The sequence below is a fragment of the Bradyrhizobium sp. NBAIM14 genome (assembly GCF_020193895.1).
Taxonomy (GTDB): domain Bacteria; phylum Pseudomonadota; class Alphaproteobacteria; order Rhizobiales; family Xanthobacteraceae; genus Bradyrhizobium; species Bradyrhizobium yuanmingense.
In genome coordinates this window covers 287730-301103 of record NZ_JADYVQ010000004.1, presented here as the reverse complement: position 1 = coordinate 301103, position 13374 = coordinate 287730, and the positions used below count along the sequence as shown (strand labels likewise).

The 13374-nt window shown below is 65.4% G+C and carries 9 protein-coding genes and 1 tRNA gene; 3 read left to right on the top strand and 7 right to left on the bottom strand.

Going from position 1 to position 13374, the window contains the following annotated elements; translation table 11 throughout:
* The first annotated feature begins 7 nt into the window (after window positions 1-7).
* Together lon and I6F28_RS13145 are read left to right on the top strand one after the other, a co-directional pair.
* Entirely contained in the window at window positions 8-2431 is a 2424-nt protein-coding gene (gene lon / locus I6F28_RS13150) for an endopeptidase La (protein ID WP_036010279.1), read from the top strand.
* Between the two features lie 72 nt (window positions 2432-2503).
* Window positions 2504-2908 carry a GFA family protein gene (locus tag I6F28_RS13145; RefSeq protein WP_036025378.1) on the top strand — a complete coding sequence of 135 codons (405 nt, stop codon included), beginning with the start codon at window positions 2504-2506 and terminating at the stop codon, window positions 2906-2908.
* A 121-nt stretch (window positions 2909-3029) separates the two neighbouring features.
* Here I6F28_RS13145 and I6F28_RS13140 read toward each other — a convergent pair.
* The 3 genes from I6F28_RS13140 to I6F28_RS13130 form a co-directional block, all read right to left on the bottom strand.
* Window positions 3030-3106: transfer RNA gene (locus I6F28_RS13140), tRNA-Val, on the bottom strand.
* Between the two features lie 193 nt (window positions 3107-3299).
* Window positions 3300-3662, bottom strand: coding sequence for a hypothetical protein (locus I6F28_RS13135; protein WP_051057016.1), 363 nt, complete (start codon window positions 3660-3662; stop codon window positions 3300-3302).
* Between the two features lie 234 nt (window positions 3663-3896).
* Complete coding sequence (locus tag I6F28_RS13130) at window positions 3897-5411, bottom strand: outer membrane protein (RefSeq protein ID WP_225140071.1); 1515 nt, start codon at window positions 5409-5411, stop codon at window positions 3897-3899.
* Between the two features lie 496 nt (window positions 5412-5907).
* On the opposite strand from I6F28_RS13130, the gene I6F28_RS13125 reads away from it, so the two are divergent.
* A complete protein-coding gene (locus tag I6F28_RS13125) occupies window positions 5908-6768 on the top strand; it encodes a class I SAM-dependent methyltransferase (RefSeq protein WP_225140070.1) in 861 nt (286 codons plus the stop codon).
* A 123-nt stretch (window positions 6769-6891) separates the two neighbouring features.
* Here the strand turns inward: I6F28_RS13125 and I6F28_RS13120 are convergent, their stop codons facing one another.
* From I6F28_RS13120 to ihpA, 4 genes are read right to left on the bottom strand one after another with little or no spacing between them, the layout of a single operon-like run.
* Window positions 6892-7872 (bottom strand): cation diffusion facilitator family transporter, encoded by a 981-nt coding sequence (locus I6F28_RS13120; protein WP_225140069.1) that lies wholly within the window; start codon window positions 7870-7872, stop codon window positions 6892-6894.
* Window positions 7873-7874: 2 nt separating this feature from the next.
* Entirely contained in the window at window positions 7875-11093 is a 3219-nt protein-coding gene (locus tag I6F28_RS13115; protein ID WP_225140068.1) for an efflux RND transporter permease subunit, read from the bottom strand.
* On the bottom strand, window positions 11086-12072 hold the full coding sequence (gene ihpB / locus I6F28_RS13110; RefSeq protein WP_225125155.1) for a divalent metal ion exporter adaptor subunit IhpB: 987 nt from the start codon (window positions 12070-12072) through the stop codon (window positions 11086-11088). The genes I6F28_RS13115 and ihpB overlap by 8 nt, the downstream gene beginning before the upstream one ends.
* Window positions 12069-13343, bottom strand: coding sequence for a divalent metal ion exporter subunit IhpA (gene ihpA / locus I6F28_RS13105; protein WP_036010223.1), 1275 nt, complete (start codon window positions 13341-13343; stop codon window positions 12069-12071). Before ihpA ends, ihpB begins: the two co-directional genes overlap by 4 nt.
* Window positions 13344-13374: the final 31 nt, after the last annotated feature.

The window sequence follows — 13374 nt, the reverse complement described above, 5'->3', positions numbered from 1 at the left end:
AAAGGCCATGACCAATCCAAAACCCCGGCCAACAATCGTTCATGGCGAAGCACACGCCTATCCCGTGCTGCCGCTGCGCGACATCGTCGTCTTCCCGCACATGATCGTTCCGCTCTTCGTCGGTCGCGAGAAGTCGATCCGCGCACTCGAAGAGGTGATGAAGAACGACGCGCTGATCATGCTCGCGACGCAGAAGAACGCGTCCGACGATGATCCGGCGCCCGATGCGATTTACGAGACCGGTACGCTTGCCAGCGTGCTGCAGCTCCTGAAGCTTCCCGATGGCACCGTGAAGGTGCTGGTCGAAGGGCTCGAGCGTGCGCGCGTGGCGAAGTACACCGACCGCGCCGACTATTATGAGGCGACCGCCGTCGCGCTTGCGGACACCGACGCGAAATCGGTCGAGGCGGAAGCGTTGGCGCGCTCGGTCGTGTCCGACTTCGAGAGCTATGTGAAGCTCAACAAGAAGATCTCGGCCGAGGTCGTCGGCGTCGTGCAGGCGATCACCGATTTCGCCAAGCTCGCCGATACGGTCGCCTCGCATCTCGCGGTCAAGATCGCAGATCGCCAGGGCATACTGGAGACGCTGTCGGTCACCACGCGCCTGGAGAAGGTGCTGGGTCTGATGGAGAGCGAGATCTCGGTGCTGCAGGTCGAAAAGCGCATCCGGTCCCGCGTCAAGCGCCAGATGGAGAAGACCCAGCGCGAGTACTATCTCAACGAGCAGATGAAGGCGATCCAGAAGGAACTCGGCGACGACGACGGTCGCGACGAGCTCGCCGATCTCGAAGAGAAGATCTCGAAGACCAAGCTCTCCAAGGAAGCGCGCGAGAAGGCGCAGCATGAATTGAAGAAGCTGCGCCAGATGTCGCCGATGTCCGCGGAAGCGACCGTCGTGCGCAACTATCTGGATTGGCTGCTGTCGATCCCGTGGAACAAGAAGTCCAAGGTGAAGAAGGACCTGGAGCAGGCGCAAGCCATCCTGGACTCCGATCACTATGGGCTGGAGAAGGTCAAGGAGCGTATCGTCGAGTACCTCGCGGTGCAGTCGCGCGCCAACAAGCTGACGGGGCCGATCCTGTGCCTGGTCGGGCCTCCCGGCGTCGGCAAGACCTCGCTCGGCAAGTCGATCGCGAAGGCGACGGGGCGCGAGTTCGTGCGCGTCTCGCTCGGCGGCGTGCGCGACGAGGCCGAGATCCGCGGTCACCGCCGCACCTATATCGGCTCGATGCCCGGCAAGATCATCCAGTCGATGCGCAAGGCGAAGTCGTCCAATCCGCTGTTCCTCTTGGACGAGATCGACAAGATGGGCGCCGATTTCCGCGGCGATCCGTCCTCGGCGCTGCTCGAGGTTCTCGACCCCGAGCAGAACGGGACCTTCAACGACCACTATCTCGAGGTCGACTACGATCTGTCCAACGTGATGTTCATCACCACCGCGAATACGCTCAATATTCCGGGGCCCCTGATGGACCGCATGGAGATCATCCGGATCGCGGGCTACACCGAGAACGAGAAGGTCGAGATCTCGCGCAAGCACCTGATCCCGAACGCGGTGTCCAAGCACGGCCTGGACTCCAAGGAGTTCTCGATCGACGACGAGGCGCTGCTGCTTCTGATCCGCCGCTACACCCGCGAAGCGGGCGTGCGTAACCTGGAGCGTGAGCTCTCTACACTGGCCCGCAAGGCGGTGAAGGAGCTGATGATCTCCAAGAAGAAGTCGGTCAAGGTCACCGAGAAGACTCTGGAAGAGTTGCTCGGCGTGCCGAAGTACCGCTTCGGCGAGATCGAGAGCGAGCCGCAGGTCGGTATCGTCACCGGCCTTGCCTGGACCGATGTCGGCGGCGAGCTGCTGACGATCGAAGGCGTCATGATGCCCGGCAAGGGCAAGATGACGGTCACGGGCAATCTGCGCGACGTCATGAAGGAGTCGATCTCCGCGGCGGCGTCCTACGTCCGCTCGCGCGCGATCAACTACGGCGTCGAGCCGCCGCTGTTCGACAAGCGCGACATCCACGTGCACGTGCCGGAAGGGGCGACGCCGAAGGATGGCCCGTCCGCAGGTGTTGCGATGGCCACCGCGATCATCTCGGTCATGACCGGCATCCCGGTCCGCCATGATGTCGCGATGACCGGCGAGATCACGCTGCGCGGCCGCGTGCTGCCGATCGGCGGCCTCAAGGAGAAGCTGCTGGCTGCGGCCCGCGGCGGCATCAAGACGGTGCTGATCCCCGAGGACAACGCCAAGGATCTCACGGAGATTTCCGATGCGATCAAGGGCGGCATGGAGATCATCCCGGTCTCGCGCCTCGATGACGTCGTCGCCAAGGCGCTGGTGAAGAAGCCTACGCCGATCGTCTGGGAAGAGGACACTAAGGTGACGGTGAAGCCGGACGGCGATGAAGCCGCCGGCGGCCTGACCGCTCACTGAGATCGCAGCTCGAAAACGATGATAAAACGGCGCCTTCGGGCGCCGTTTTTGTTTGGGGAAGGGGAGGAGGCAATGCACGTCGATGGGCAATGCCATTGCGGGAAGGTCGCGTTCGAGGCCGAGGTCGATCCGGAGGCAGTCTCGGTCTGTCACTGCACCGATTGCCAGACGCTGACCGGCTCGCCGTTCCGCGTGACGGCCATCTGCACCAAGGCCGATGTCCGCCTGACCCGTGGCTCGCCCAAAATCTACGGCAAGCGCGGCGACAACGGCCGGATGCGCTTTCAGCATTTCTGTGCCGATTGCGGTTCCCCGCTGTTCACCAGCGGCGAGGGCGACCAGGCCGACGATTGGGGCATCCGTTGGGGCTCGATCCGCCAGCGGGATGCGCTGCGGCCGGTGAGGCAGATCTGGTGCCAATCGGCAGCGGTGTGGATCGATGCCGTGCCGCTGCTGCCGGGGCGGCCGCAGGATTGAAGTTGGCTGGCCGAGCCCGCCTTCGCCCGTTGGGCTTCGGCGCGGCAGCCTTCGATCGCTTCGCGCTTATGACCTTGCTGTGCTGGCCTGCCGAGCCGTAGCTCGCGATGCGAGCGAAGGCTGGTGGGCGGTCACGGATTCGAACCGCGGACCCTCTCGGTGTAAACGAGATGCTCTAACCAGCTGAGCTAACCGCCCAATGGCGCCTCTTTAGCGCCCCGGCGGGGGCCGAAGCAAGGGCCGAGCGCGCCCGACCCGGCTGCAATTGCCGGCCCGGTGAGAGCTTTCATGCCGGACACGGCCAACCCTGCAGCAGGTCCGCTGCAGGGCAATCTTTCTCGCAGCGCGATCTCGACGTAAGGCCGAGGAGCCAGCGATCATGCTGCGGGTGTCAGGCTGTCTTGGTGAACATCGTCAGGACACCGTCGACGATGTTGATCGCGACGACTTGTGCCGAGCTCAAGCCCTTGGCCTTGAGCACGGAGGCGGCCTGCGGTGTGGCGTCGATGGACTGCCGAAGCGACTGGATGTCCGTCTCGCTCGTATGCGCCACGAGTTCATCGACCTTCGCGCGCACGGCCGGCTGCAGTTCCTTGACGTCCACAACCTGTATGCTCCGGATCACAGTGCTGGATTGCGTGGACGATTGCTCCGTGTCGGATTGCGACGATGCGCCCTGTGCCTGCACCAGGGCAGGTGTTCCCAGCGAGAGAGCTGCAACGAGGACGGATGCCGTGAAGCTGCGCATGGTCATGCCTTTTCCAGTTTGAGGAAGCGCGAACCTAGCGCGGAAATCTGGTTGGCATCTGATTCCGATGTGGCCGTTCGGTGAAACAATGCGGCCGCAATGCGCGCGGATGAGACGCTTGCGTCGGGTCCGGAGCCCAAAGCGTAACTCTGTTCCAGACTTTCATATTGACCGAATGCAGAAAGCAAAAGCCCCGGACGAACCGGAGCTTTGCCTTAGCGACGACCAGCAGTGGGGTGATCAGTACTTCGCCACGACGGGGCCGCCGCCCCAGTTGAAGCGATAGACCAGCTGGCTGCGAACGGCATGAACCCATTTCTCGGAATCGATCGACGCTCCAACCGACAGACCGGTTGCCGTGTCGCGGACGGCGTTCGTTGCGGTGTCGAATTCAGAGAACCGATATTCGGTCTTCCAGAACAAGCCCGGCACGATCTTCAGCGCGTGTTCTTCGCCGGCGCCGATGAACCAGCCCCTGTAGGTACGCTTGTCCATGAACACGCCGCTTGGTCTTCCGAACGGCGCAGCGTTGAGGGTGAAATCGGTACGGTCAAAGCTGGCTTCGGTATAGCCGACTGAGAAATAGGTTAGGAGGCTCGGGGTCGCCAGCCAGCCGAGCCGGCCGCCGCCCGCCCAGGCCGAGCTCATCTTCTCTTCGCCCACGATCCCGAAGCGAGGCGGGCTGAGCTGGCCCTTGAGGCTGCCGATATCGTAGTCGCCGAATGCGCCGACGACGAAGGCCGCGCCCGCTGCCGCAAACTGGTAGTCGCAGCCGCCCTGCACAGTCCCGAAGAAGCCGCGGCCTCCCGTCGTCGCTGTATCGCTGAAGCGGGTTCTGGTGGGACCATCGATGTAGGTCGTGTTGTCCTGATTCCAGAGCCCATAGCCTCCGCCGCCGCCGACGTGGCAGCCGGTCCAATTCGTGAGCGGCGTGGGGGCCGGAGGCGCCTTCAGATAGACAGGAGACGTCACATCGACGGCGGGGCCGCTCGAATTGAAGCGGTAGACCAACTCGCTGCGGACAGTGTGGACGTACTTCTTCGAATCCTCGGAAAAGCCGATCGGCAATCCGCTCGCCGTATCCCGGATCGGATTTGTGCCGACATTGAAGTCGGAGAAGCGGTATTCCGTTTTCCAGAAGAGACCCGGCAGGAAGCCCAACGCATATTCGGCGCCGGAGCCGATGAACCAGCCATCGTAGGTTCGCTTGTCCTGATAGAGGCCGGCCGCAACTCCGAAGGGCGGAAAGTTCAGATTGAAGTTCGTGCGGTCGAAAGTCGCTTCGGTGTAACCCGCCGAGACATAGGTCAGCAGGCTAGGCGTCGCCAGCCAGCCGAGCCGGCCGCCGACCGCCCAGGCCGAGCTCATTTTCTCGTCGCCAACCATCGAGAAGCCGGAGGGAGTGAGCCGCCCGGTTAGACTGGCGAAATCATAATCACCGAAGGCGCCGATCACGAAGCGCTCGCTGGCCGCCGCAAACTGATAGTCGCATCCCGCCTGTACCGTCCCGAAGTACCCGCGGCCACCGGTGGTGATCGTATCGGCATTCTGAAAGCGGGGCGGACCGTCGACAAAAGTCGAATTTTCCTGATTCCACATGCCGTAGCCGCCGCCGCCCGCGACATAGCAGCCGGTCCAGTTGACGAAAGCTGCGGCGACAGCCGGTGGCTTGGCGTATTTGCGCGGAAGGTCGGCTGCCAATGCTGATCCGGAAAACGTCACCAATGCCACGAGGGCGGGCGCAACCTGCTTCATTCCAAACATTCCCATTCCACCAGACCGCGGCCAAGCGACGCCTCGCCAAGCCACAATCGACTCCTCGGGACAAACATACGAAGTTTGATTCAGAATGCTGTTGCAGGAAGGCTACAATCGCGGAAAGTGTGCGGCTCGCCTGTGCATATCCAGCCGCGAGCCGGGCTTTTCGCGACACAGCGTTTCTGGTGTCGGTCTCGTGGGAGCAGAGGGTGCGAGCCTTGGCCCTTCGAAGGGACCGGATGGCGTCCAGAAGAACCTCTTTGCTAGCAGACGGTTCTGACGGTTCGACGCGTGCAGTCCAGTGCTGCGGACATCGACAGTTTTCCGAAAGTCAGTCTCTGATCGGACGCGGCCCGGACGGGCCGGTACGCGCCGACGCGGCAATCCGTCGCGCGACCTCCAAAGCGCTCTCACACGTGCCTGACGTTAGGGCGCCCGCTTTTCGACCGAACAAGCTTCTATGATAGAGCAAGAATAGATGATGGAGCCTTGAATGGAACGACCCGCCGGGCACGCAGAGAACGCCGACCAGATCGCCTATTGGAACGGGCCGAGCGGGCAGCGCTGGGCCGATCGCCACGCGGCGCAGGAGAAGCTGCTCGGCCCTATTGCCGACGTGTTGATCGACCGCGCCAAGCCGAAGCCGGGCGAGCGCGTTCTGGATGTCGGCTGCGGCTCCGGCGCGACGACGTTTGCCTTCGCAAAGGCGGTGGCGCCCGATGGCTTCGCGCTTGGCCTCGACGTCTCCGAGCCGATGCTGGCGCAGGCGCGGGCGCTCGCGCCGAAGGGCCTGCCGCTCGACTTCGTGCTGGCGGATGCGACCGTTTATCCGTTCGAACCGGCGAGCTTCGATCTGCTCGCTTCACGCTTCGGCGTGATGTTCTTCGCCGATCCCATCGCGTCCTTCGCCAATCTGCGTCGCGCGCTGAAGCCGGCCGGCCGGCTCGCCTTCGCCTGCTGGCGGGAGCCGAAGGAAAATCCGTGGGCGATGACGCCGCTGATGGCGGTCTACAAGCACGTGCCCAAGATGCCGCCGGTTGGGCCGGAGGAGCCGGGCCCGTTCGCCTTTGCTTCGGAAGAGCGCGTCATGCGCATCCTGAAAGGCGCAGGATTCTCGGACGTCGCGATGGAGCCGCACAATCTGGCGATGGACATTGCTATCGGCGGCGGGCTCGAGGCCGCCGTCGACGGCTCTCTCCAGATCGGTCCCGCCAGCCGCGCACTCCAGGGCCATCCGCCCGAGACTTATGAAGCTGCCAAGGTTTCGATCCGCGAGGCGCTCGCGCCGTTCCTGAAGGAGCAGAGCGTGGCGCTCCAGGGCGCGATCTGGATCGTGACGGCGAAGGCGGGGTAGGGCGCAGCGCTCTCCACCGTCATTGCGAGCGAAGCGAAGCAATCCAGAATCCCTCCGCGGAGACAATCTAGATTGCTTCGTCGCAACGGCTCCTCGCAATGACGATGCGGAGGCAGAGTCGCCTCACACCACATCATCCGGCGCGAGCGCGCAGCCGTTGTCGGGATGCGTCTCGACCTGGAGCGTGGTGTGGCCGATGCGGAAGGATGTCTTGAGGAGCTCCGTCGTCTGCATCAGGAATGCGTCGTCGCTGCCTGCGGGCATCACGAGATGGCAGGTCAGCGCCGTCTCGGTGGTCGAGATCGGCCAGACGTGGAGATCGTGAATCCCCGACACACCCGGTCGCGCCAGCAGGAACACCCTGATTGCGGCGAGGTCGGTACCCTTGGGCGCGGCCGCCATCGACATGTCGATGGAGCCGCGCAAGAGGCTGGTCGTGCTCCAGAGGATGGTGGCGCAGATCATGAGGCTGGTGATGGGATCGAGCCAGAGCCAGCCGGTCCAGATGATCAGCGCGGCCGAGACCACGACGCCGAGCGAGACCGCGGCGTCGGCGGCCATGTGCAGATACGCGCCTTCGATGTTGATGTCGTCCTTGCGTCCGCCAGCGAACAGCAGGGCGGTGAAACCGTTGATGAGGATGCCGATGCCGGCGACCACCATCACGGTGACGCCTGCGACCGGCTCCGGCTCGCGCAGGCGCAGGATCGCCTCCCAGCCGATCGCGCCGGTCGCGACCAGCAGGAACACCGCATTGGCCAGCGCCGCCAGGATGGTGGAGGCGCGAAAGCCGTAGGTAAAGCGGCCTTTGGGCGCGCGGCGGGCTGCGATCGAGGCGCCCCAGGCAATGACGAGGCCGAGCACGTCCGACAAATTATGGCCGGCATCGGCGAGCAGGGCGGTGGAGTTGCCGACATAGCCGTAAACCGCCTCGGCGACGACGAGCGCGATGTTGAGCGTAATGCCGAGCGCGAACGCCTTGCCGAAATTGGCGGGTGCATGGACATGGCCGTGTCCATGACCATGATCGTGTGTATGGCCATGCGCATGCGAGTGGCCCGCATGATCATGGTCGTGATGACCGTGGTGGTCGTGGCTGCCCAATTCTAGCGCTCCGCAGACGCCGCCAAATCAGGGGCCATTGTAGGCGTTTCATCTGCCACGTCACGGCGGAAGAGCACGTACAGCGCCGGCAGCACCAGCAGCGTCAGGACGGTCGAGGAGAGAATGCCGCCGATCACCACGGTTGCGAGCGGCCGCTGCACCTCGGCCCCGGCGCCGGTGGCGAGCGCCATCGGCACGAAGCCGAGCGAGGCGACGAGCGCCGTCATCAACACCGGGCGCAGCCGTGTCAGCGCGCCTTCGCGCACGGCCTCCGCGACCGAGCGTCCCTCGCTGCGCAGACGCTCGATGAAGGCGATGATGACGAGGCCATTGAGAACGGCAACGCCGGATAGCGCGATGAAGCCGACGCCGGCGCTGATGGATAGCGGAATGTCGCGCAGCAGCAGCGCCGCGACGCCGCCGGTCAGCGCCAGCGGCACGCCGGAGAACACCAGCGCCGCATCCGCCGCCGATCCCATGCCCATGAACAGGAGCAGGAACACCAGCAGCAGCGCCACCGGCACCACGATCGTCAGGCGCTTGGTGGCCGAGACCAGCTGCTCGAACTGGCCGCCCCAGCCGATCCAGTAACCCGGCGGTAGCTTGACCTTCTCGGCCACCGCGGCCTCGGCCTCCGCGACGAAAGAGCCGAGGTCGCGCGCGCGGACATTGGCCGTGACGACGATGCGCCGCTTGCCGTTCTCGCGGCTGATCTGGTTCGGCCCCGGCGTCGCATCGACGGTGGCGACCGATGACAGCGGCACATAGCGCATCTGGGTGAGGGGCGAGCTGGCCAGCGCCGTTCGAACGGCGCTGCCGGTTACCGCCTCCTCGGCGGGCGGCAGCGGGATCGGGATCGCCCGGATCGCCTCGAGATTGCCGCGCAGGTGCTCCGGCAGGCGCACCACGATGTCGAAGCGGCGATCGCCTTCGAACAGCTTGCCGGCCGACTTGCCGCCGACCGCGATCTCGACGATGCCCTGCACCTCGGCGACGCTGAGGCCGTAGCGGGCAAGCGCCTGGCGATCGAGGCGCACGGTGAGGATCGGCAAGCCCGAGACCTGCTCGATCTTGACGTCGCTGGCGCCGCGGATGCCGCGGATCGCGGCCTCCACCTGCTTGGCGGCGCCTTGCAGGATGTCGAGATCGTCGCCGAAGATCTTGACGCCGACATCGGTGCGGACGCCGGAGATCAGCTCGTTGACGCGGAACTGGATCGGCTGGGAGATTTCGTAGGCGCTGCCGGGAATCTCGTCTGCAGCATGCTCGATGGCCTCGACCACCTCCGATTTCGACTTGCCCGGATCGGGCCATTCGGCGCGCGGCTTCAGCATGACGTAGCCATCGGTCTGCGCCGGCGACATCGGGTCGGTGGCGATCTCCGCGGTGCCGATGCGGGTGAAGAACTCCTTCACCTCCGGAATCTGCATGATGCGCTTTTCCAGCGCCTTCTGCAGGTCCAGCGACTGCGTGAGGCTGGTACCTGGAATCCGGATCGAGGCCAGCGCGACGTCGCCTTCGTCGAGACTCGGAATGAACTCGCCGCCCATGCGCGAGGCGGCGATGCCGCTCGCGGTCACGATGAGCACGGCGGAAAGGGCGACGGCGAGCCGGTTATCGATGGCAAAGCGGAGCAGGGGGACGTAGGCGCGCTTCGCCGCGCGCATGAACAGGTTTTCGTGCTCGGACACCTTGCCGGTGACGAAGATGGCGACGGCCGCCGGCACGAAGGTGATGGAGAACAGCACGGCCGCGCCCAGCGCCATCAGCACCGTCAGCGCCATCGGCGTGAACATCTTGCCCTCGACGCCGGTCAGCGTCAGCACGGGCAAATAGACCACGGCGATGATCAGCGTTCCGAACAGGCTCGGCTTGATCACCTCGCTCGACCCGCGCAGGATCGCGCGCAGCCGTTCGGGCGTCGTCAGCAGCCCGCCTTTCTCGCGCTGAGCCACCGCCAGCATGCGCAGGCAGTTCTCGACGATGATCACGGCGCCGTCGACGATGATGCCGAAGTCGATCGCCCCCAAGCTCATCAGGTTGGCGCTGACCTTGGTCTCGACCATGCCGGTGATCGTCAACGCCATGGACAGCGGAATGACGCAGGCCGTGACCAGCGCGGCGCGGAAGTTGCCGAGGATCAGGAACAGCACGGCGACCACCAGCGCCGCGCCTTCCAGCAGGTTGTTCCTGACGGTGCGGATGGTGGCTTCGACGAGATCGGTGCGGTCGTAGACGGTCCGCGTCACGACGCCCTCGGGCAGCGATTTGGCGATGTCCTCCAGACGGGCTGCGACGCGGCGGGCCACGGTCCGGCTGTTCTCGCCGATCAGCAGCATGGCGGTGCCGAGCACGGTCTCCTCGCCGTTCCAGGTCGCAGCGCCCGTGCGCAAATCGCGCCCCTCGGTGACAGCAGCGACGTCCCTGATCCTGACCGGATTGCCGCCGCGCGAGCCGATGACGATGTCCTGGATTTCGCTGACAGTGCCGACCTGGCCCGGCGAGCGAACCAAATATTGCTCGCCGTTGCGCTCGATATAGCCGGCCCCGACATTGGCGTTGTTGGCGGCGAGCGCGGTCATCACGTCGCGGAAGCCGAGCCGGTAGGCCATCAGCTTGCCGGGATCCGGCAGCACGTGGAATTGCCGCTCGAAGCCGCCGATCGTGTTGACTTCGATCACGCCCGGCACGTTGCGAAGCTGCGGTCGGATGATCCAGTCCTGCACGGTGCGCAAGTCGGTCAGCGAATAGTCGCGGTCGCCCTGCGTCTTCGCGCCCGCCTTGGCCTCGACGGTGTACATGAAGATTTCGCCGAGGCCGGTCGAGATGGGACTCATCGCGACCTCGACACCCGCCGGCAGCTGGTCTTTCACCTGCTGGATGCGCTCGCCGACGAGCTGCCGGGCGAAGTAGATGTCGGTGCCGTCCTTGAAGACGACCGTGACCTGGCTGAGGCCGTAGCGCGACAGCGAGCGGGTGTAGTCGAGCTTTGGCAAGCCGCCCATCGCAGTCTCGACCGGGAAGGTGATGCGTTGCTCGGTCTCGAGCGGCGAATAGCCGGGAGCGCGGGTGTTGATCTGGACCTGGACGTTGGTGATATCAGGCACGGCGTCGATCGGCAGGCGCTGGAAATTCCAGGCGCCAAAGGCGACGGCGCCGAGCGCGAGGACGAGGACCAGCCAGCGCTGCTGCAGCGAGACGGCGATGAGACGCTCAATCATGCTCGGCCTCACCCTTGCCCATCTCCGCCTTCACGACGAAGCTGTTCTCCGCGACGTAATGCTCGCCGGCCGAAAGCCCGGCCTTGATCTCGACATGGCGCGGATCGGAATCGCCTGTTTCGACCGGGCGCGCCTCGATCTTGTCGCCGTCCTCGCGCACGAACACGATGGTCTTGTTCTCCAGCGTCTGGATCGCGCTGCGGCGCACGGCAACCGCGACATTGCGCGCTGCGAGGATCAGCCGCGCCGTGACGAACAGGCCGGGCCGCAGCCGTCCGTCCGGATTTGGCAGCACCACGCGCGCCAGCGCGGTCTGGGTCTCGCTCGAGCCGATCGGTGCCATGTAGGAGATCGTGCCCTTGATCTCGCCGCGGCCGTCGTCGGGATCGATCAGGACCTCGTCGTTGAGGCGGACGCGGCGGAGGTCCTGGCGGTAGATCGACAGGTCGACCCAGATCGTGGAGAGGTCGGCGACCACGAAGGCCGGCTTCTGCTCGGAGGCGTATTCGCCGAGCGAGATCTGCCGCTCGATGATGGTGCCGGCAATCGGCGCCTTCAGCTCGTAGACGGTGAGGCTCTGGTTGCTCTCGATCGCGGCGAGCAGGTCGTCCTTGCCGACCTTGTCGCCGATCCGCTTCTGGATGGATTTGGCGAGGCCCGGAAAGCGCGGCGTCACCTGGACCACGGCTTCCTGGTTGGCGCGCAGGATGCCGTTGAAGGCGAGCGTGTCGGTCAACGTGGCGCTCGCGGCTTCCGCCAGCGTGACGCCCGCGGCCGCCAGCTTGACGTCGGAGATGCGGATGCGGTCGGCGCCGTGCTCGTCCTGCTCGACGCGATCGTTCGGCTTCTTATGTTCGGAATGCTCGGCGTGTTCGCCGTGCTCGGTGTGCGCGAGCTTGTCTGCTGCGAGCAGGGAATAGCCGTAAGCGCCTAGCGCGGCGGCGACGATGGCTACAAGGATGGTGGAGGACGTCTTCATCGCGCGCTCTCCCGGGCCAGCGTAAAGGGATTGCCGACAAGGCCTTCGATGATGGCCACGCCGGCGTGGAAATTCTGCAGCGCCTCCTGCTCGCGCAGCCGCGCCTGGGTGACGCTGGCCTGGGCGTCGAGCACTTCGAGCAGGGTGAAGCGGCCCTGGCCATAGCCTTGCGAAATCGCCTCGGACGCTTCGACGGCCTTGGGAATTGCGGTCTCGCGCAGCACCGCGAGCTCGCGCAGCGATCCCTGCAGCGAGTCATAGGCGCGGCCGGCGATCACGATCAGCGCGTTGCGGTTGGCCTCGCGCTCGGCTTTGGTCTTGGCGAGGCTTTCCTGGGCCGAGAGGATGTTACCCTGGTTCTGGTCGAAGACGGGGATCGGCACGGAGACGGTCAGCCGCGCCGCATCGTCGCCCGTTTCGTTGAAGTGGCGCCAGCCAGCCGCGATCCGCACGTCCGGATAGGGCCTGAGCCGCGCCAGTAGCAGCTCGGCATTACGCTGGGCGTAGACTGCGGTCCAGCGCACCAGCTGCGGATTGGCGTCGATGGCGGCAACCACGGCCTGGAACGCCGGCGGCCGCCCGGTGGTGTCGAGCCGGCCGGACACCTCGCCGAATTTGGCGGCGGGATCGCCCATCAGCACCGCAAGCTCGCGCCGGGCGCTCGCCAGCGTCGCCTTGAAGCGCTCGCGGTCCGCCTTCACCAGGGCGGAGGCGACCTCGGCGCGGCCGGTCTCCGCCGGCGAGGAGGCACCGGCCTCGACACGGCGGCGCAGAAGCGGCGTCAGGCGGTCGATCGCGGCGATCTGCTCGTCGAGGATCTGGATGCGCCGCTGCGCGCCGAGCACGCTGAGAAAGGCGATCGCGGTCTCCGACAGCACCTCCAGCCTGATCGCCTTGCGCTGGATCGCGGCGACCTCGACGCCGGCTGCGCCTGCGGCAATCCGCGCCTCGCGCTTGCCGAACAGCTCGAAGGCCTGGCTGATCTGGAGCGTGGTCTCCGCCGAGCGCGTTCCGCGATATCTGCCGGAGCCGAATGAATCGTCCTGTTCGTAGGACAGTTCCGGATTGAGCAGGGCGCCCGCCTGGATACGCTGGCCGGTGGCGATGCCGACGTCGCGCTCGGCTGCCGTCAGGCGCGGGCTCGCCGCCAGCGCGCGCGACAGCGCGCTTCGCATCGTTAAAGTCTGGGCGTGAGCCGGTGCAAGCGCCGATGCTGCAATCAGACACGCTGCCGCGCACGCGAGGCGCGCGGCCATTCCCCTGCAAAACATGAAATCGACCTGTGAAGGATGAACCTAATGG

Excerpts from the sequence above, each read along its gene's own strand:
- ihpA (WP_036010223.1), bottom strand. The coding sequence starts at position 13,343 with ATGTTTTGCAGGGGAATGGCCGCGCGCCTCGCGTGCGCGGCAGCGTGT.
- ihpB (WP_225125155.1), bottom strand. The coding sequence starts at position 12,072 with ATGAAGACGTCCTCCACCATCCTTGTAGCCATCGTCGCCGCCGCGCTA.
- I6F28_RS13115 (WP_225140068.1), bottom strand. The coding sequence starts at position 11,093 with ATGATTGAGCGTCTCATCGCCGTCTCGCTGCAGCAGCGCTGGCTGGTC.
- I6F28_RS13145 (WP_036025378.1), top strand. The coding sequence starts at position 2,504 with ATGCACGTCGATGGGCAATGCCATTGCGGGAAGGTCGCGTTCGAGGCC.
- I6F28_RS13130 (WP_225140071.1), bottom strand. The coding sequence starts at position 5,411 with ATGAAGCAGGTTGCGCCCGCCCTCGTGGCATTGGTGACGTTTTCCGGA.
- I6F28_RS13135 (WP_051057016.1), bottom strand. The coding sequence starts at position 3,662 with ATGACCATGCGCAGCTTCACGGCATCCGTCCTCGTTGCAGCTCTCTCG.
- I6F28_RS13125 (WP_225140070.1), top strand. The coding sequence starts at position 5,908 with ATGGAACGACCCGCCGGGCACGCAGAGAACGCCGACCAGATCGCCTAT.
- lon (WP_036010279.1), top strand. The coding sequence starts at position 8 with ATGACCAATCCAAAACCCCGGCCAACAATCGTTCATGGCGAAGCACAC.